18 protein-coding genes are annotated in these 19,812 nt (G+C 29.3%); 14 read left to right on the top strand and 4 right to left on the bottom strand.

Going from position 1 to position 19,812, the window contains the following annotated elements:
- Positions 1–177: 177 nt before the first annotated feature.
- From KQ44_RS01175 to KQ44_RS01165, 3 genes are all read right to left on the bottom strand, one after another.
- Positions 178–3,372 (bottom strand): efflux RND transporter permease subunit, encoded by a 3,195-nt coding sequence (locus tag KQ44_RS01175; protein WP_096735889.1) that lies wholly within the window; start codon positions 3,370–3,372, stop codon positions 178–180.
- Between the two features lie 147 nt (positions 3,373–3,519).
- Positions 3,520–4,983 carry a TolC family protein gene (locus KQ44_RS01170; protein WP_096735888.1) on the bottom strand — a complete coding sequence of 488 codons (1,464 nt, stop codon included), beginning with the start codon at positions 4,981–4,983 and terminating at the stop codon, positions 3,520–3,522.
- Positions 4,984–5,011: 28 nt separating this feature from the next.
- A complete protein-coding gene (locus KQ44_RS01165) occupies positions 5,012–5,728 on the bottom strand; it encodes a helix-turn-helix domain-containing protein (RefSeq protein WP_096735887.1) in 717 nt (238 codons plus the stop codon).
- A gap of 294 nt (positions 5,729–6,022) precedes the next feature.
- Here KQ44_RS01165 and KQ44_RS01160 point away from each other — a divergent pair, with 294 nt between their 5' ends.
- The 11 genes from KQ44_RS01160 to KQ44_RS01110 all read left to right on the top strand — a co-directional run bounded on the left by KQ44_RS01160 (position 6,023) and on the right by KQ44_RS01110 (position 14,991).
- Entirely contained in the window at positions 6,023–6,358 is a 336-nt protein-coding gene (locus tag KQ44_RS01160; protein ID WP_096735886.1) for an STAS domain-containing protein, read from the top strand.
- Between the two features lie 142 nt (positions 6,359–6,500).
- On the top strand, positions 6,501–7,412 hold the full coding sequence (gene atpB, locus KQ44_RS01155; RefSeq protein WP_096735885.1) for a F0F1 ATP synthase subunit A: 912 nt from the start codon (positions 6,501–6,503) through the stop codon (positions 7,410–7,412).
- A 58-nt stretch (positions 7,413–7,470) separates the two neighbouring features.
- Positions 7,471–7,692 (top strand): ATP synthase F0 subunit C, encoded by a 222-nt coding sequence (gene atpE / locus KQ44_RS01150; RefSeq protein ID WP_008723511.1) that lies wholly within the window; start codon positions 7,471–7,473, stop codon positions 7,690–7,692.
- Positions 7,693–7,720: 28 nt separating this feature from the next.
- Entirely contained in the window at positions 7,721–8,221 is a 501-nt protein-coding gene (gene atpF / locus KQ44_RS01145; RefSeq protein WP_096735884.1) for a F0F1 ATP synthase subunit B, read from the top strand.
- A 38-nt stretch (positions 8,222–8,259) separates the two neighbouring features.
- Positions 8,260–8,808, top strand: a complete 549-nt coding sequence (gene atpH, locus KQ44_RS01140; protein WP_096735883.1) for an ATP synthase F1 subunit delta — start codon at positions 8,260–8,262, stop codon at positions 8,806–8,808.
- Between the two features lie 31 nt (positions 8,809–8,839).
- Entirely contained in the window at positions 8,840–9,481 is a 642-nt protein-coding gene (atpH, locus tag KQ44_RS01135) for an ATP synthase F1 subunit delta (RefSeq protein ID WP_096735882.1), read from the top strand.
- A 27-nt stretch (positions 9,482–9,508) separates the two neighbouring features.
- Positions 9,509–11,008 (top strand): F0F1 ATP synthase subunit alpha, encoded by a 1,500-nt coding sequence (atpA, locus tag KQ44_RS01130; protein ID WP_096735881.1) that lies wholly within the window; start codon positions 9,509–9,511, stop codon positions 11,006–11,008.
- Between the two features lie 3 nt (positions 11,009–11,011).
- On the top strand, positions 11,012–11,878 hold the full coding sequence (locus tag KQ44_RS01125; RefSeq protein WP_096735880.1) for a beta-1,6-N-acetylglucosaminyltransferase: 867 nt from the start codon (positions 11,012–11,014) through the stop codon (positions 11,876–11,878).
- 15 nt (positions 11,879–11,893) lie between these two features.
- Entirely contained in the window at positions 11,894–12,772 is an 879-nt protein-coding gene (gene atpG, locus KQ44_RS01120) for an ATP synthase F1 subunit gamma (RefSeq protein ID WP_020004470.1), read from the top strand.
- A gap of 122 nt (positions 12,773–12,894) precedes the next feature.
- A complete protein-coding gene (locus tag KQ44_RS01115) occupies positions 12,895–13,656 on the top strand; it encodes an ankyrin repeat domain-containing protein (RefSeq protein WP_096735879.1) in 762 nt (253 codons plus the stop codon).
- Between the two features lie 570 nt (positions 13,657–14,226).
- Positions 14,227–14,991: an ankyrin repeat domain-containing protein gene (locus KQ44_RS01110; RefSeq protein WP_096735878.1), complete on the top strand. Its 765-nt coding sequence runs from the start codon at positions 14,227–14,229 to the stop codon at positions 14,989–14,991.
- Between the two features lie 389 nt (positions 14,992–15,380).
- Here the strand turns inward: KQ44_RS01110 and KQ44_RS01105 are convergent, their stop codons facing one another.
- Positions 15,381–16,571, bottom strand: a complete 1,191-nt coding sequence (locus KQ44_RS01105) for a cation:proton antiporter (protein WP_096735877.1) — start codon at positions 16,569–16,571, stop codon at positions 15,381–15,383.
- A gap of 390 nt (positions 16,572–16,961) precedes the next feature.
- Here KQ44_RS01105 and KQ44_RS01100 point away from each other — a divergent pair, with 390 nt between their 5' ends.
- From KQ44_RS01100 to KQ44_RS01090, 3 genes are all read left to right on the top strand, one after another.
- Entirely contained in the window at positions 16,962–18,983 is a 2,022-nt protein-coding gene (locus KQ44_RS01100) for an ankyrin repeat domain-containing protein (RefSeq protein WP_096735876.1), read from the top strand.
- 272 nt (positions 18,984–19,255) lie between these two features.
- On the top strand, positions 19,256–19,489 hold the full coding sequence (locus KQ44_RS01095) for a helix-turn-helix transcriptional regulator (RefSeq protein ID WP_240516409.1): 234 nt from the start codon (positions 19,256–19,258) through the stop codon (positions 19,487–19,489).
- A 33-nt stretch (positions 19,490–19,522) separates the two neighbouring features.
- The coding region (locus KQ44_RS01090) for a permease prefix domain 1-containing protein (protein WP_240516408.1) at positions 19,523–19,812 on the top strand (290 nt) is incomplete at its 3' end.

Raw genomic sequence — 19,812 nt, 5'->3', positions numbered from 1 at the left:
CCTTCATTTAATCAGCTTCAAAGTATATTAATTTTTTGTTAATAATAATATTTATAAATAGAAAAATTGTCAACTATCATAAATAAATAATAATTAAACTTTATATGAAAATTATAATCCCTGATATTTATTAAAATATCAGGGATTAATTAATAATTATTTTTTATAAGAATTAAATTAATTTGCCGTAGTTGTTATAGTAGTGGTAATCTCATCTGAAGGATTTTTAGTAGGAGGAATTTTTATTAATTTCAAGTCGAACATAATCATAAACATACAAGGTAAGAATATGAGTGTAAGAAGTGAAGCAAATAAAAGCCCATAAGCTAATGCCATAACTATAGGAATAATAATGTCGGCTCTGCCGCCTATACCATATACAGTAGGTAAAAGCCCTACAACAGTAGTAACTGTAGTTAAAAATACAGGACGAAGACGCTGTTTAGTACCATCAACAATAGCTTTGGCAACCCCTTTTTTACCTCCTTCTACCCCTTCATCTATGATTTTGTTAATGAGGTCAACAAGTATAATACCATTGTTTACTACAACACCCGCCAAACCAATAATACCTACTACGCCCATAAATGATAAAGGCATTCTGTGTATAGCAAAACCTAATAATACCCCAATTAAACCAAATGGAATAATTATCATTATCATAATAGGCTGTATAAACCTGTTTAACTGTAAAAGCAATACAATATATACGAATATAAATGCCATAGCAAAACTGAAAGCTAACTGTTTTAACGCTTTAACAGTTTCTTTAGCTTCACCACCGAACTCTAGCTTTAATCCTCTGTATTGTTTTGAGAAGTCTTTATATTTTTCTCTAACAGCATTCATAACCTGCTGAGATGTATTTTGTCCATATTCAATATCAGCTGTAATAGTTATTGTTCTCTGTCCATTATAGTGCATTAATGTTGCAAGACCGTCTGCGGGTTCTATAGTTGCTAAATTATGAAGATAAAGAAGTCTTCCGCTTGTGTTAGGTATTAGAAGATTAGTAAGATATTGTGTATCATAAGTATATTTGTCATCAAATACTACTCTGAAGTTTAATTTATTTTCAAGCTCCTGTATGTAAGTAGCTTCGGTACCATAATAGGCAGTTCTAGCTTCATTAGCTACAGTAGCTACATTAACGCCAAGTTCTGCTATTTTATCATAATCAAGCATAATTCTTAATTCTTCTTTACCGACTTTGTCATCATCATCAATGTTAATAACTCCAGGAACAGTAGCTAAAAATGCTTTTATATCTTCTTTAGCTTTTTTAGCAAGCTCAGTATCGTTTCCTACTATTTTTATATCTACAGGATCTCCTGGGTCAATACTTCCTTTTGTATTCATACTAAATATAGGGACAGTCTGTCTTATATCAGTTTTATCTATTTCATCGTTAATTAAAGCAACAAGCTCATCAGCAGTTCTGTTTCTTTCAGCAGCAGGTACTAAATAAACCATAATACCAGCCAAACTTCCTTTTTCTTCGGAAACAACCTCTTGGTCAACCTGTTTTCCTACAAGTGAATATAAAGCAACAAGCTCTTCTGGTTTTACTACATTTAAAACAGCATCTTCTATTTTTGCAATCTCTTTTGTTGTAACTTCTTTAGTAGTACCAGTAGGCATTTCTATATTGATAACTATAGTATCAGCACTTGTGTCGTATATAAGTACAAAATTTTTGAAACTACTTTGTGCCAAAAATATTGAAGCTATAAGAAGGGCAACAAAGAAACCTATTACAATATATCTTATATGAATTAATTTTTCTAATGCTACACCAAAAGGTATTTTCATTTTATCAAATAGTGCATCTTTGTCAAAATCGAGAGGGTTTTTAAATTTACTTTTCTTTTTAGGCTTATATGATTTATATTTATCTTCTTTGTCCTGCAATTGATTAGGCAAAAGCAAAGTAGCCTGAAGCATACTTACAACAAGAGTAAATATAACTATTTTAGGGAAAAGATTTAATATTTTACCCATCATACCGCTTATTGTAAGCATAGGGAAGAATGCTGCAACTGTTGTAAGAGTAGAAGCTACCATAGGCATAACAACATCGCTTACAGCAAGCCTTGTTGCTTCAAGTCCTTTATATCCAGCCTGTTTGAAGTTGAATATATTTTCTGATACTACTATTGAGTTATCTACTATCATACCAAGTACGGTAATAATAGCTGCTAATGACATAGTATTAAATGTTATTCCTGCTATTTGCATATATATAAAACAAGAAAACATAGTAATAATCATACCCAAACTTGTAAACATAGCACTTTTAAAGTCTAAGAATATTATTAATGTTATAAATATGATTATAAATCCTTGAATAAGGTTTGAAGTTACAATACTTAAAAGAGATTTTATAGTTCTTGAATTATCTCCCATAACAGATACCTGAATATTATCTGGTATTAAGTCAGCATTATCTTTTAAGTATTGGTTTACCACATTAATAGTTTTAAGAATGTCCGCATTTTCATTTTTTACTACTGATAAAGAATAACCAGGAGATTTGTTTACTCTCATATAAACGGTTTTATCTTCAAATCCTTCTTCAACATGTCCTATATCACTAACTCTTACTCTTTGACCATTAAAAGTAGAACGTATAACAGCATTGCTTGCTTCTAATGGATTTTGGAACTCTCCGTAAGTTACAACAGTTTGTTCTTTTCCTCCAGATTCCATATCACCGCCTGTAGCTCTTACATTTCTTACACTAAGAGCATTTACAACATCACTTAAAGCTATATAGTTCTGCCTCATTTTTATTGGGTCTACATAAACTTTAATTTCAGGGTCAGTTCTTCCGTCTATTCTTATTTCGCCTACACCTTCAAGCCTTACAAGCTCATTTTCAAGCCACTGGCTTACATCAAATAATTCTCTCTCATCACCTTCCATACCCTCTTTAAAGTGTACAGCTAATGTATATATAGACATTTTATTAGGGTTTAAGTCATAAGTTGTAACCTCTTCAACATCTTCTGACAAGTCTGGAACGTTCTGCATTTGTCTGAATATTTCATCTTTAACAGGCTGTCTGTCTGGAAGAGTTTCATCTAATGTTACTAATATTATAGCAACATTTTCAATAATTGTAGTTTCATATTCATCTATACCAGCTATAGCCTGAAGTTCTTCTTCTATAGGTATAACAGCGTTCTGCTCTACATCAAGAGGAGTAGCTCCGGGGTATGTTACAGCCACAAGCATTTTGTCTAAATCAGTTGAAGGTATTGATTCTTTTTGTAAGTTAAAATAGTAATAACCTCCAACGAATAATATAGCTAATACTATTATATTTACAAGCATAGTTTTTTTGGCAAAAAATACTATAATTTTTTCCATATATTACTGCACTCCTATTTTTTATTTTATTTATTAAATTAAAAATTTAAAAGATTTTGTCATCTGGAGGCTAATGATTTAATTAACCTCCAGATGATTTTTTATTTTATTCCTCTAAATCCTTATGAAAATTGCTAAAAAGTTTTTTTATTCATAATCAATTGCAAGCAGAGCCCTATAATCAAATATAGTTGTTATAAACTCGTACTGAAGATTTAAAAGTTCTGTTTGCGTAGCAACTAAGTCTAATCTTGATGTAAGCAAATCATCAATTTCCAAACGTCCCTGATCTAATTTTTGAAGCTGAGTTGCTATTCTAGAATTAATAGCCCTTATTTGCATTTGCTTGCTTGCTATTAAATTTTTGTAGGCATTAAATCTTGAAATATATGTTTGTAATTGAGTATTAAAATCTTTTTCTAATTGATCATACTGAGCTATAATTCCGTATAAAGAGTTTTCAGCCATTTGATACTGAGCTTTATTTGCTCTGTTTCCTATAGGGTATGAGAACTGAACTCCTGCAAAGAAGTCAACATTTGTCATACTTCCAAAAGACTGAAAATATCCGTCGCTGTTTGGGCTAAGTCCATTTAAACTAACACTTCCTACTAAGTCTAAATTAGGTAAAGTTCCATTTTTCATAGCCTCAAGTGTATATTCTGCTCTTATTTTTGACTGATATGCAATTTGTCCGTTTACACTGTCTGCAAAAGGTACGCTTTCCATCTGCATATTGCTTCCCAAATCTAAATAAGCATCCCAAGTGGTATGATCTGGTTTTATATTAGTTACTGGCATAAAGAAACTCACAGTTGCTAAAAGACTTTCTAAATAAACCTGATTCTGAGCATAATAATCACTGTATACCATAGTTTGAGTTCTTGCATTCTGATATGAGTCATTATCTATAAGTCCGTTGTTATATCTGTCTCTCATCTGATTTTCAAATCTTTTTGCAGTGATATACATACTTCTGTAGTATGCGAGTAGTTTTTCATACATTATCCATTGATAATAAATTTTCTGATATGATACTATAACACTTGCATCATCTAATTTTCTTTGAAGTTTTGCTATGGCAAGAGCATATTCTGCATCTTTAATTGGATATCTATCTAATTTACCGAAAAAATTTCTCAAAAGAGGCTGGGTAACTTCTATTGTTAGAGAAGGCAGATAATTATTAAAATCTACAGAATTAACACCGTCTGGGTATAATTTCCCACCCAAAAAAGAGCTATGAGTTAAATTAACAGACCAAGTAGTTCCGCTATATGGTATTAATGATCCTACACCGATTCCAGCCTGTATTCCAGCCGCTTCTACAGTAGGACCTGCTGTTGTTGAAGCAGTACTTCCGCTTGATAAACTTCCGTATTTTCCTACAGCACCAAGCTGAGCAGATAAATTAACATCTCCTGAACTTTTAGCACTAAGAAGATTCATTTCAGCATTAGTTTCAGTAACAGCATTTATTTTTAATTCTGGAATCTGATCCCTTATAGTTTCCATATATGCAGCATAAGTTAATGTATTGGTCTGAGAATATAAAATATTCACAGTAAAAAACATTAATAAAAATATTGTAAGTTCTATCTTAATTTTCATTAGCACTCCTTATCTAAATATACGTAAGTTACTCTTCTGTTTTTTTTAAATTCTCAAAACTGTATTTGCTTCCAAGTAAATATAATACAGTTTTACACAAATTATCAATTAAATTGTTCAAATTAATCTCTAAATTTCTATTTTGTTCCATGTTATCTCTATAATAATAGAGTTTTCTATCAAAATCATAATATTTAGTTAATATTAATTCAGTTCCTATACCTGCTATAGTTACTATAATCTGCATATAAATATCATTATGTTCAGCTATTGGCACAAAATATTTCTCTTCTATCTTTTTATCTATAAATAAAAATAATTCAGTAAGCCAAAAATATAAATTAACATCTTTATTTATGCTTTTTTTAAGTTTTTCAAATCTTTTTTTATCATTAAAAAAGATTGGCTGAAGTTCAAACATTATTTTACCAAATTCGCTTGCCGTAATGAAAAAAAACTTCTTAAAGTATTCAAATAATTCAAATATAACTTTTTCAGGTTCATTATTATATTTTTCTATGATATCTTTAGGATTTATATTAGTTTTTTTGCTATTTAAAAGTGAAACAACAATATCATCTATATTTGAATAATATTTATAAACCCCTCCTTGACTTAACTCTGCTTCTTTAATAATATCCTTCATTGTAACACTATAAGCAGGTTTTTTTAGAAAAACTTTCATAGCTGCTTCTAATATTATCTTTCTTTTGTTTTCAAAATACTCTTGATTTACTTTAGGCATTGTATTATTTTGGCGTTCACCTCTTAATTTTAAATTTAATATGAAAAATAAAAATGATACTAGTGTCATTTTTATTTTAGAATCAATATTATTACAATTAGTTTTTATTGTCAATAGATATTGTATGATAAATTTTACAAAATTTTTGTATAAATTGATATCATACTATTTATACGTACGAATAATTATACATTTTATACATATTAAAAATATTTTGAATTAACTATTGTAAAAAATATTATTTAGGTTAATATTAACATATAAGAAGTTTAAGAGAATTAAATGGAGTTTTTTATGGAAGTTTCTGTTAAAGAACTTGAAAATAACACTGCTATACTAAAATTAGATGGAGATATAGATGTATATACTTCATCAGATTTAAAAGATGTTATTTTTTCCCAAATAGAGCTTGGTGCCAAGAAAATAATAATAGATATGGAAGATGTTTATTATATAGACAGCAGCGGAATAGGAGTATTTATTTCGGCACTTGGTACTTTTAAGAAGGTAAATGGTAAAATATGTTTTGTAAAAGTTACAGAACCTGTAAAAAAGGTGTTTGAGCTTACAAAAATAACAAGTTTTTTCCCAATATTTACAAGTGAAACTGAAGCTATGGATAAATTTTGATTTTTTTATTTTGATTAAAAAATAAAAATAGGTAATAATAGTTGATTTTTTATTTAATAGTTATACAATTATTTGAAATTATTTTTATTTTTTAATTGAATCAAAGAAATTTTCTTAAGTTTAAGGGTAGTAATTGTTTATTATGATTAAAGAAGTAATTTTTTTAAGGAAAATTTTTGTATTAACATTTATTGTTGCGGCTATATTTACATCTGATATAGTATATGGGGCTGAAAGTATTAATGATTATATAATGGAAGAGATAACAGATAATACATCTGATCCGTTTTATACTATTCCTATAAGATTAGGTCATTATATTAATTTTGATTTCAAGATAACAAAGCATATTATATTAATAACTTTAGCAGGTATTTTATCTGTTTTAAGTATGAAATATTTAGCTCATAAGTTAAAAAGACCTTTCAGAAGACCTACCTATTTACAAAGTATATTAGAAGGTTTAATAGACTATATGAATAAAGATGTAATAGGGGCTACACTGGGAGAAGAGGGCAAAAAATATGTGCCTTTTTGTCTGACAGTGTTTTTATTTGTATTATTTTCAAATATATTGGGGCTTATACCAGCATCTGTAAAGTTTCCTACAGAAAATGGAGGTCATTCATATATAGCAGGCGGTCTTGGTGCAAATATAGGGTTTACGGCTTCTATAGCAGTAATTGTATTTATAGTTTATATTTTTGCAGGTATTAGAAAGAAAGGTATAATAAGATATTGGACTTCGTTAGTACCTAAAGGGCTTCCTATACCGCTTATACCTATAATATGGGTATTAGAGGTTATTACATTATTTAACAGGGCTTTTGCTCTTGCTATACGTCTTTTTGCAAACATTACAGGCGGACACATAATGATGATAGTAATACCATACTTGATTATTATGTCTGGAACTTTACTTGTTTCACCTTTTGCCGTATTATTTTTGGCATTTATATATGTACTTGAGATGTTTGTAGCGGTTTTACAAGCTTATATATTCTCATTATTATCAGCAGTTTATATTGGAATTGCTATTAGTGATGAGCATTAATAATAAATAATTTTAATTTAAATAATTATAATTTTATGATAAAAAGGAGAATAAAAAAATGGAACTTTCTATATTAGGAGCAGCAATTGGAGCAGGACTTGCAGCTATAGGAGTAGGATTAGGAATAGGATTTATAGGTTCTAGAGCAGTTGAGGGCATAGCAAGACAGCCTGAAGTTTCTGGAAAAATACAGACAGCAATGCTTATAGCGGCAGCTTTGATAGAAGGTGTAGGTTTATTTGCTTTAGTTATTTGTATTCTTGCATTATTCACAAAATAATTAAATAAAAATATTTGGAGGTATATGTATGGCACTTTTAAAAATAGATCCCGGTATTATTATTTGGACTTGGATCACATTTTTACTAGTTCTTGCTATATTAGGTGCTTCTACTTGGAAAATAATTTTGAAAGGCTTGAATGCCCGTGCTGATAAAATACAGGAAGATTTGGAAGAAGCAGAAAAAACTAGAGAAAATGCTAAAAAATCTTTGGCAGCATACAGAGAGCAGATTGATAATGCTAAAGCTGAAGCCAGTGCTATTATAGAAAATGCAAGAGTGGAGGCTAATAGAATTAGAGATAAAATTATTAATAATGCTAGAGAAGAAGCAGAAGTTAATAAAAACAAAATTATGTCTGAAATAGACAGGTCTAAAGAAGAGGCTATGAATAGTGTTAAAAAACAGGCACTTGATATTGCTGTTGTTATGGCGGAGACTATTCTTAAAAGAAATATCAATAAGGAAGATAATCAGGCTATAATTAATGAGTTTATTAATAATGCAGGAAAAGATAACAATAAATAATAAACTTATAAAAAGCATAAGTGTTTAGGAAGTGTATCATGAGAGAAAGTGAAAAATTAGAAATACTAAAGCCCACAGCTAATGCCATATTTGACATAGCCAGAGAGCTTGGAATGATAAGAGAAATATATAATGAACTTAGTGAATGCTCTAAATTATTTCAGGATATTGATATAAGGAATTATTTTTTTGATAAATTTATTTCTAAGAAAGATAAAAAAGAATTAATAGATAAAAGATTAAAACCTTTGCTTTCTAAAGAAACTTATGCTTTTGTTTCTATATTGGCAGAACATGACAGCATAGATGTACTGCCTGATATAGTTAATTTATACAAAGATATAGTAGACGATTATAATAATATAGTGAGAGTACGTATTATTACAGCTTATTCTATTGATGATAAAACAATAGAAGATATTATTAATACAGTGAAATGTTTTTCCAGTAATGAAATATCTTATGAAACAGAGATTGATGAGAGTATTATAGGCGGCATAATAGTATATATTGGTTCTACAGTTTATGATTATAGTATAAAAAATCAGATAGATTTATTGCAAAGTAAATTTACACGCGGTAATTAATTAATCTTAAATATTGTAGGAGATTATGCTTATGGAGTCCATTGCTGATAGCATTCTAAAAGATTTAAAAAAAGAGGTGATGAAAGAGAGCACCAAAGAAAAGGTTAGCAGATTCACACGTATAACAAAAAATGAATCCAGTGCTAAAAATTATGCTAAGGCAATGTTTGATGTAGCTTCTGATGCTGGAAAAATAGAAGTAATTAAAAGCGATTTGGATATTGTTTATTCTTCTTTGCTTGTTGATAAAGATGTATATGATTTTTTTAAATCTAGTTTTATAGACGGCAATTTGAGAATGCGTATTTTAAAAAAGGTATATGCAGATAAAATATCAGAAGAGACTTTTAATCTTATTGCTATATTAATAGAAAGAGATTTAATTCATACTTTATTTGCTGTAATAGTAGAGTATGAAAACTTATGCAATGAATACTATAATATAGCAGTGGCTAGAATTACAATGGCATCTGATATAAATAATATAGATGATATAGAAAAATTAAAAGAATGTATTAGAAATATGATTAAGGACAGAGATGTTCATTTTATATTTCATACAGATGAAAATATTATAGGCGGTATTGTAATAGAGATAGAAGATATTGTTTATGATTACAGTATAAGAAGAGTACTTAGAGAATTAAAAACTTCTATTTCTAATGATAATTGATTATATTTTACATTTGGGGAATTGATTATGAATATAAAAGCTAGTGAAATTGCAGCAGTTCTTAAAGAAGAGATTAAGAATTATAAAGCTGATTTTACTCCGAATGAAGTAGGGGTAGTTGTAGAAGTAGGAGACGGTATTGCAAGAGTAATTGGACTTCCGCATGTTATGGCTAATGAGATGATACTTTTTGAAAGCGGTGCGGTAGGACTTGCTTTTAACTTGGAAGAAGAAACTATCGGTGCTATAGTTTTGGGCGATTATTACGGCATTAAAGAGGGAAGTAAAGTTAGCAGACTTAAAAGAATATTAGAAGTTCCAGTAGGGGAAGCTCTTTTAGGAAGAGTTGTTAATCCTTTGGGGGTACCTATAGACGGACATGGTGAAGTTACTACCGATAAAAGAAGAGTGATAGAGTTTCCAGCTCCTGGTATTGCTGATAGGCAGGCGGTAAAACAGCCGCTTCAGACAGGTATTAAAGCTATTGACTCTATGACTCCTGTAGGAAGAGGTCAAAGACAGCTTATTATTGGTGACAGAGGTACTGGTAAAACTTCCATTGCTCTTGATGCGATAATTAATCAAAAAGGTACTGGGGTAATATGTGTATATGTAGCTATCGGACAAAAGGCTTCCACTGTTGCAGGTGTTGTTGATACATTAAGACAGCATGGGGCATTGGATTATACTATAGTAGTTGCAGCTACTGCAGCTGATTCTGCTCCGCTTCTTTATATAGCTCCGTATGCAGGATGTGCTATGGCTGAATATTTTATGTATGAGCAGAAAAAAGATACTTTAATAATATATGATGACTTAACTAAACAAGCTAATGCTTATAGGCAGATATCATTACTTCTTAGGAGACCTCCCGGAAGAGAGGCTTTTCCCGGAGACGTTTTCTATTTGCATTCAAGACTTCTTGAAAGAGCAGCTAAACTTAGTGATGAATTAGGAGGAGGTTCTTTAACAGCACTTCCTATCATAGAAACTCAGGATAATGAGGTATCAGCTTATATTCCTACTAACGTTATTTCTATTACTGACGGACAAATATATTTGCTTACCAGTTTGTTTATGAGCGGTGTGCGTCCTGCCATAGATGTTGGTATATCCGTTTCTCGTGTAGGCGGTAATGCTCAGACTAAAGCTATGAAAAAGGTTGCTGGTACTTTAAGGCTTGACCTTGCTTCTTACAGATCTTTGGAGGCTTTCTCTCAGCTTGGTATTGGGCTTGATAAGGCTACTTTGGCACAATTAGACAGAGGTGCTAAAATGGTTGAATTATTAAAACAGAAACAATACAGTCCTATACCTTTTGAAGAACAGGTTGTTGTTATATTTGCAGCTACTAAAGGTTTCTTGGATAATATTGAAGTTGACAGAGTTCATGAGTTTGAATGGAGATTATTACAATACATTAAAGCTGATAAGCCTAGTGTACTTGATAATATTAGAGAGAAAAAAGATATAGAAGATATGGACGGCCTTTATAAGGTTATAGAAGAGTTTAAATCTAAGTTTTAATTTATGAGTAAAATTTGTATTTTAATATCGGCACATAAAAATCAAAGTCAATTATTAAGATTAATTAATCATCTTAAAAAAGATTTTGATATTTATGTGCATATTGATAAAAAGTCAAAATTAAATATAAAAAGTTTTGATAATGTAAAAATATATAAAAAATATAAATTATATTATGCTGATTTTTCATCAATAAAAGTGACTTTATTTTTGATGAAAGAAGCTCTAAAAAATGATTATGACAGATATATTTTTATAAGTGGTCAGGATGTGCCTCTTAAAAGTAACTATGATATCATAAAGTTTTTTGATGGTAATAATAACGAATATTTGGATTATGCAAAAATAAAAGATAATGATGGAAATATATATTCACATCAGTTTTTTGTAGATAGAGTTGAAAATTATTATTTTAGTGATATTGTAAGAAAATTGATAAATAAAAGAATATTGGATATTTTTGCACTTTTAACAAAAAATATATTTAGATATAAATTTGCTAATGGTATATATTATGGTTCTCAGTGGTGGAATTTAACTAAAAATGCTGCCGAATATATAATAAATTATATTAAATTAAATCCAAAGTTTGTAAGAAGATTTTATTTTACAATTTTTGCTGATGAAAGTTTTTTCCAGAGTTTGCTTCTTAATACTGATTTTCAAAATAAAATAATAAGTGATAAACTTAGATATATAAACTGGTCTCGTCCAAATACAGGCGGGTTTTCACCAAGAACTTTTACTATAGAAGATTATGAAGAATTAAAGAATAATATTAATGATAATTTATTTGCACGCAAGTTTGATGAAAATATTGATAATGATATAATAGATAAACTATATAAAGATTTAGAAAATTCTAATTAATTTGGAGTTTTGATTATGGCAGAGAAACTTAATGTATTAAAAGCAAGAATTAAAGCTGTAACAAGCACACATAAAATCACAAAGACTATGGATATGATAGCACGTTCAAGAACTGCTAAAATACTTACAGTAGAGCAGGGTATGCGTCCTTTTACTCAAAAACTCAACAGAATAGTAGAAGACCTTTCGCATTCTGATATGGATCATGTGCATCCGCTTCTTGCTCCGAAAAAGAAAATAAAAAATATTATACTTTTTGTTGTAACTTCAAGTAGAGGTTTGTGCGGTTCTTATAATACTAAAATTTTTGATGAGGCTATGGAGAGGATAAGACATCATCACAGACATGGAAGAGAGGTTCAGCTTCATGTGCTTGGTAAAAAGGGGGAGGCATATTTTGAAAAGCAAGGTATACCAATAGCTAGAAAATATCCCCGTATAGATGAAGAATCTACTTTTGATGACTGTGCTACAGTAGTTCAGCGTTTCATGCATGAATATGCTGTGGATAATGCTTCGAGAGTTGAAGTAATATATACTAGGTATTATACAAGGGTGGTTCATATACCTAAAATAAAAAGTTTAATACCTATGATACCTGATGAAGAGGATATAGAAGGTCATAAAATTAAGAAAAAACTTGATTATGTGATAGAGCCTAATATAGAAGATGTATTAAAAGAGATTGTGCCTATGGCTATAAAAACATATTTCTATTTTATGCTTACAAGTTCATTTTTATCAGAGAATGCTGAACGCTCTATTGCTATGAGAAATGCTACTGATAATGCTGAAAGATTAATTACTGATTTGAAAAATAAAGCGAACAGAGCAAGACAGGAACATATTACTAATGAGCTTCTTGATATTATAGGCGGTTCTGAGGCTATATAATTTATTTTTGATAATAGAAAATTAATGCCATTCATTTTATGAGTGGTATTTTTTTATTTTTAATTCTTTAATCATTATGCTATAATATCTCAAATTATATTAATTACTATATTGCGGTGTTTATGAAAAGAATAAAAGTGTTAAAAACTATATTATTGATTTCTTTATTATTATCAATTATTTTTATTACATCATGCGAGAAAAAAGAAGAGGCTAGTATAAGCAATAATTCTGTGTATGTAAGCAGTCCAGATAATATTTATCATAAAACTTACACTAATGTTGTAAAGATTCAAGGTAAATTTATTAATATTAACTCTGCTTTCTATTATGCCAACAGGGAGGAAGGAGAATACAGCGAAGTCTATGATATATTTGAAGCTATAGAAAATCATAGCTTAAAAAGAGTAATGGAATTAATAGGAGAAGGTGAAGATATAAATCAAACTTATAGCGGTGAGAGAAAATATAGCGATTTTTTCAATGATTATTATTATCTTGACGGAGCTACTCCTTTAATGTTTGCTATATTTTATAGAGATTTGGGTATAATGAAATATTTGCTTGATAAAGGTGCTGATCCTTATACTAAAGATGATTACCCTTACAATTGGAAAGCCTTTTTATGGGCTTGCGCTGTTGGAAATGTTGATGTAATAAAAATGATTGTAAAGTTTTATCCTGATTTAGTTAATTCTAAACATGTCTATGATGAAAACGGACTTCATATGGCTGCTTTAAATAATAATACAGAGGTATTTGAATATTTAGTTAGGGATTTAGGTTTTGATATAAACAGTACAGATGAGGATGGAGACGGAGTTTTAGATTATGCTGAAAAAGACGAGGCAATAAAAAAATTAAAAGAACTTGGTGCCAAATAATATAAATTGTGTAATACATTAATATATACTGAAAATTTTTAAGTTTGTCAAAATTTAGATTTTTAATTTTATTGTTTGTGGTGGCTTTGCCCCCACACCCCTAGTTCTTTTTGTGACCAAAAGAACCAAAAAGACTGCATTTTTAACCTAAATTTCAGGTATTACTATACATTTAATACGTATTGTAATAATATAAGGTTGTAGTATTTGCGTTTTCGCGAAGCGTGCCTGTGGCAGCAACTTTTTTGTGCGTCAAAAAAGTTGATAATTCTATATAAAGAGCATCAGTTGACAAAGTTAAAAATTTTTAGTATATAAAAAAATCGAGCGTCTAGCAATGTCTATTGCTAGAGCCTTGAAGCGAGATTTTTTAATTTTTTAATTAGGCAATTTTTATTAATAATTAATAAAAAATAGTTCGCGTTTCAAGATAAATATATTAAAAAATCAAGCGTCTAGCAATGTCTATTGCTAGAGCCTTGAAGCGAGATTTTTTAATTTTTTATAGAAAATAATTTGTTTTTATTGTATAATACTTCACAAATTATTAATTACTATACGGCGGTGTTTATGAAAAGAATAAAAGTTTTAAAAAATATATTGTTAATTTCTTTATTATCAATTATTTTTATTATATCATGCAAGAAAAAAGAAGAGGTTAGTGTAAGTATAAGCAATAATTCTGTGTATGTAAGTAATCCAGATAATATTTATCATAAAACTTATACTAATGTTGTAAAGATACAGGGCAAATTTGTTAATATGAACTCTGCCTTATCCTATGCCAACAGAGAGGAAGGGGAATACAGCGAAGACTATGATATATTTGAGGCTATAGAAAATCATAGTTTAAAGAGAGTAATGGAATTGATAGAAGAAGGTGAAGATATTGATGAGTCTTATTATGGCGATGATAGTATATACAGCGATTTTATGAATGATAGTTATGCTGCTAATGGTGCTACGCCTTTGATATTTGCCGTATTCTACAGAGATTTAGGTATAATGAAATATTTGCTTGACAATGGAGCAGACCCTTACGTAAAAGATGATGACGGCTGGAATGCCTTTTTATGGGCTTGCGGTACTGGAAATGTTGATGTAATAAAAATGCTTGTGCAGGCTGATCCTGATGTTGTAAACTCTAAAAACATGTATGATGCAAACGGTCTTCATATGGCTGCTTTGAATAATAATACAGAAGTATTTGAATATTTAGTTAGAGATTTAGGTTTTGATATAAATAGTACAGATGAGGACGGAGACGGAGTTTTATATTATGCTGATGAAGATGAGGCAATAGAAAAACTTAAAGAATTGGGTGCAGAAGAATAATTTTTACTATTTAAAGTTAATAATTAAATAAGTCAGAATATTCTTTTTTAGTATTTTCCTAAAAAAGGATATTCTTAAAATTTTTAAGTTTGTCAAAAGCGAGCTTTCCTTCATCTTCATTCGTGACGCTTTGCAGGCAGCTTTTCTCACAGCACTGTTTATTCTTATAAAATGTCAACGCTACCGAACGAAGTGAGGAAGTATCTGAAGTGATATGCGGCTGATTAACTATTATTATACGAAATAAGATAACTATTATATATTTAAAACATATTTTGTTTATTAATAAAAATATATAATATGGTAATTACATTCATAGATAACTAAAATTTGCCAAATTATAGTTATCTAGGTATATAAAAATTCTTTTTAAGAAGTCTTTATAATAATTATTCATGCTCTAATAATCTTTTATAAAAAAACTCTATTGCAAAAGATCCTAAAGGGGCAGTTATAAGTATTGCAAGTACTGCTATAGTGAGTATGATTTCTCCTGAAGCAAAACCTAAAGATAAAGGAATTGAGCCTATTGCAGCCTGTACAGTTGCTTTCGGACAGTAGGCAATCATGCTGAATATTCTCTCTTTTTTATTTAAATTAGTTTTTATTAGAGAAATCAAAACCCCAAGCATTCTAAAAATTAATACAGCGAATATGAGTAAAATACCAGTAAAGCCAGTATTGAGAGCATATTTTATATTTACAGCAGCACCAACAAGTACAAAAAGCATAATTTCAGCAGCTACCCAAAGTTTGGAATATTTTAAAGAAAGCCTTTTTGATAATTCTGATCTTTTAGCTTTTAAAGATGCTCCTACACTCATAACAGCAAGAAGACCAGAAAATCCTATAATACCATTAAAAAATTTTGAGATTGAGTTCTCTATTGTTACAAGTATAAATGATATACTTAATATTATAACAACTTTGGCACTGTCTCTTATATGAAAGCGTGAGAAAAATTTTGTGAGTATTAATGCTATTATAACACCTATTAAAAGCCCAAATATTATAGAAGTAGGTATTTTCAAAAAATCAAGTGCTGAAATACTTCCGCCTTTAACTAAGGAAGTAAAAGAAGCAAATAACACTATTACAAATATATCATCAACAGAAGCACCTGCCATAAGTAATTGAGGTATACTTTTATTAGTACCATATCTTTCATCAATAAGTTTGAGCATTTTAGGAACAAGTACAGCAGGAGAAACAGCAGCTACAACCGAACCCATTAAAGCTGCTTCAAATAAAGTAATATTAAAAAATTTTGGAGCTATTAAAACCATTCCTATTATCTCAAAACTTGCAGGGAGAAAACACATTAGTATTGCAGGACGTCCTACTTTTTTTAAGTCATCTATATCAAGATTAAGACCCGCACGCGTAAGAATTATAATAAGAGCCAATTCTCTTAAATCTGCTGATATTGAAAGTATTGAACTGTCTAATAAATTCAAACAATATGGACCTAATATAATTCCAGTTATAATAAGCCCTAAAAGAGAAGGAAGTTTTAATAGAGAAAATATTTTTCCTAAAAGCATTCCGCATAAAAATATTAATGCCAAACTAAGAAGCATAAGATTAAATCCTTTTTAATAGTATTTGATTTTTTATTATGAATTTAAGATTTTAGAAAATATAAAACTGCTGTCTGCAAATACATAAAAAAATCATAAATTTGCAGAAGTCATCAGCTTTTATATTTTATCTGGAAATAAATATTAAGCGGTTTGATTATTTGATAATGTAAATAATCTAAGGAGACCTCATTCCTTATTTTTATGAAATATTTTATCATAATTACTTTTTATTTCAAGTTTTTATAATTATTGTTTTTATAAAAAATTAATTATTATAAAAAAATTAATTAAAGTAAAATTTTATGTATAAATTTTTTATTGTACTTGATATTTATTTATTATCTAATATACTTATTATTGATAATTTATAAAATTGGAGTATCAGAAGTGAAACGTATTAAATTCTTAGCTATATTCTTAACTTTTAGTTATTCTATATTCGCATTAACAACCAATGAAACTAGCTTGTTTAATGCTATTAATGAAAAAAACGCAGATAATGTATCAAATATATTATCTAGCTCTCCAGATATAGATATAAATGTATTGGACGGAGAAGGGTATACTCCTTTACATAGAGCAATTTATAATAAAGACTTAAACACTGTAAATACTTTGCTTAAAGATGAAAATATAAATATTAATTCCAAACTAGATATGAAGGTAAGTATAGACGGCTGGTATTTAGGCGGAGCAAGTCCTTTGATTTTAGCTTCATATATAGGCGATGCAAATATAGTTAAAGCTTTGCTTGATAATAACGCCGATATTAAAGCCAGAGATGATGTTGACGGAAGTATGGCTATACATATGGCATCAGCTAACGGAAACAATGAAGTAGTATCAATACTTTTAGAGAAAGACCCTACTACAATAAATGATACAGATAATAGAGGAAATACTCCTTTGCATTGGGCTGCTATGAAAGATAAGCCAGATACAGTTAAATTATTAATGGAAAATGGTGCAGATATAGAAGCAAAAGATGCAGATGGCTGGACTGCTCTTCATTATGCTGCTGCTTTCTCTTCACTTCAGACCGTTCAGGCTCTTGTTGATTTGGGTGCTGATAAAGAGAGTTTAACTAAAGATGGAAATAATCCTGTATATTATGCAAGACGTGATGATGTTAGAAATTATTTAACTGGAAATATAGCAAGAGAGGACGCTGAAGAAGTAACTGATGATGAAACATCTGTTGCTGATAATAATACAGAAGAAAATGTGGAAGAAGAAACTTTAGAAGGAGATACAATTGCTCAGGCAGAGGAGAGAGAAGCTATAGATGAAAATATGCAAGGTGAAATAGCTGAAGAATCTGTTCCAGAACAGCCCGCTACTGCTGGATATGATACACAAAATAATGAACAAAAGCCTCTTGATGTTAAACAGCTTGAACTTTTAGTTGCTGTAAAAAATAATGATATAATAGCTATAAATACTTTAATAAAAGAGGGTGTTAATCCTAACTTCGTAGATGAAAACGGATATTCTCCTTTGCATTTAGCTGTTATTAATAATAGCCTAGATTCTGTAGAGGCTTTGCTTTCTTATAAAGATATTAATAAAGAAGTAAAACTTCCTTATGAGGCTACTTTTGATAATTGGTATTTGGGAGGAGCTACTCCTTTAATAACTGCTTCATATATAGGAAATGCTGATATAATATATACTCTTATAGAGGCTGGATGTAATATAAGAGCAAGAGATGATGTAGACGGAGCTATGCCTATACATGTAGCTTCAGCTAATGGAAATGATGATGCGGTTATATTATTATTAGAAAAAGATAAAACATTAGTTAATGAAACAGATAATAATGGAAATGATACTCCTTTGCATTGGGCTTCTATGAAAGATAATCCTTCTACAGTTACTGTACTTTTAAAATATGGTGCTGATACAAAAATACAAAACTCTGACGGAAATACTGCACTTCATTATGCTGCAATGTATGCTTCTTCTGATGTTATAAAAAATATAGTTTCTTCTGATAAATCAAGCGTTAATATAGCTAACAATGAAAGTATGTACCCTATACATTATGCTGCTTTGGAAGATAATTCTGATGCTTTAGTGTCTTTGGTTCAGGATGGAGGAGCTGATGTTAATATAAAAGATTCTACTGGGGATACTGCTTTGCATTATTCAGCTGCCTATGGTAATATGGACAGTGTTATGGCATTGGTAGAAAAATGTAATGCTGATAAAAATATAAAAGACACAGACGGTTATACAGCTGCTGATTTGGCTTATGATAATGGATATGAAAATATAGCTTCTTATTTGAGAGGTGATTCTAGGTATATACCTGAAAATAATAACAATACTACTACTAATGATGATAAAAAAGAATTAGTTCTTCCAGAATATATAAGAAAACCAGATTTAAATAAAAAATGGTGGTAATTATCATTATATTATAATTGTGTACTAAATAGGCTTGAAGTTGTTATAAATTTCAGGCCTATTTTTTGTATTAATAAAAATTGTTATATAGCCTATAAAATATAGCTATTGACAAATTTATACATTTACTTTACTTTTATTTATAATTATTAATTTGATGAGGATTTAGAATATAATGTATATAGAAAGCGATATTATACGAGGTCATATAGATGCTGTAGTTTTGCATTTTTTTAAAAGATAATGATTCTTACGGTTATGAGCTTTCTAAATTGATAACTGATAAAACTAATGGAGAATATGAGATTAATGGTCAGACTTTGTACAGTGCTATAAGAAGGCTTGAAAGTAAAAAGATGATAGAAGGCTACTGGGGAGATGAAAGTCAGGGCGGAAGAAGAAAATATTACAAGATTACAGAAGAAGGTAAAAAGTTTTTGAAAGAAGAAAGAGATATATGGCTTTTTACCAAAAAGATAATAGATAAACTTCTTGATATTGAATAGATATCGTATATCTTGTATAAAAGAGAAAATATTATGATAGATGATTTTTGTAATGAATTAAAAAATAAATATCCTAATACCCAAAAAGTTAGTGATCAGATTGAAGAGCTTAGAAATTATTTATATATGAAAACTGAAGAATATATTAATAATGGAAAAGATGAAAAAGAAGCTTTTAACAATGCCATTAAATCTTTTGGTGATATTGATACTCTTCTTGAAGAATTATCAAAGGATGCAAAAACAATTAATAAATATAGACTATATCTATTTTCAGGTATTGTTGATATTTTTATTATAGCTTTTTTAAGTTTATTATTATG

The sequence above is a fragment of the Brachyspira sp. G79 genome (genome assembly GCF_002379365.1).
GTDB lineage: Bacteria > Spirochaetota > Brachyspiria > Brachyspirales > Brachyspiraceae > Brachyspira.
This window is presented reverse-complemented; position numbering and strand designations above follow the sequence as displayed.

Excerpts from the sequence above, each read along its gene's own strand:
- KQ44_RS01175 (WP_096735889.1), bottom strand. The coding sequence starts at position 3,372 with ATGGAAAAAATTATAGTATTTTTTGCCAAAAAAACTATGCTTGTAAAT.
- KQ44_RS01170 (WP_096735888.1), bottom strand. The coding sequence starts at position 4,983 with ATGAAAATTAAGATAGAACTTACAATATTTTTATTAATGTTTTTTACT.
- KQ44_RS01165 (WP_096735887.1), bottom strand. The coding sequence starts at position 5,728 with ATGCCTAAAGTAAATCAAGAGTATTTTGAAAACAAAAGAAAGATAATA.
- KQ44_RS01160 (WP_096735886.1), top strand. The coding sequence starts at position 6,023 with ATGGAAGTTTCTGTTAAAGAACTTGAAAATAACACTGCTATACTAAAA.
- atpB (WP_096735885.1), top strand. The coding sequence starts at position 6,501 with ATGATTAAAGAAGTAATTTTTTTAAGGAAAATTTTTGTATTAACATTT.
- atpE (WP_008723511.1), top strand. The coding sequence starts at position 7,471 with ATGGAACTTTCTATATTAGGAGCAGCAATTGGAGCAGGACTTGCAGCT.
- atpF (WP_096735884.1), top strand. The coding sequence starts at position 7,721 with ATGGCACTTTTAAAAATAGATCCCGGTATTATTATTTGGACTTGGATC.
- atpH (WP_096735883.1), top strand. The coding sequence starts at position 8,260 with ATGAGAGAAAGTGAAAAATTAGAAATACTAAAGCCCACAGCTAATGCC.
- atpH (WP_096735882.1), top strand. The coding sequence starts at position 8,840 with ATGGAGTCCATTGCTGATAGCATTCTAAAAGATTTAAAAAAAGAGGTG.
- atpA (WP_096735881.1), top strand. The coding sequence starts at position 9,509 with ATGAATATAAAAGCTAGTGAAATTGCAGCAGTTCTTAAAGAAGAGATT.
- KQ44_RS01125 (WP_096735880.1), top strand. The coding sequence starts at position 11,012 with ATGAGTAAAATTTGTATTTTAATATCGGCACATAAAAATCAAAGTCAA.
- atpG (WP_020004470.1), top strand. The coding sequence starts at position 11,894 with ATGGCAGAGAAACTTAATGTATTAAAAGCAAGAATTAAAGCTGTAACA.
- KQ44_RS01115 (WP_096735879.1), top strand. The coding sequence starts at position 12,895 with ATGAAAAGAATAAAAGTGTTAAAAACTATATTATTGATTTCTTTATTA.
- KQ44_RS01110 (WP_096735878.1), top strand. The coding sequence starts at position 14,227 with ATGAAAAGAATAAAAGTTTTAAAAAATATATTGTTAATTTCTTTATTA.
- KQ44_RS01105 (WP_096735877.1), bottom strand. The coding sequence starts at position 16,571 with ATGCTTCTTAGTTTGGCATTAATATTTTTATGCGGAATGCTTTTAGGA.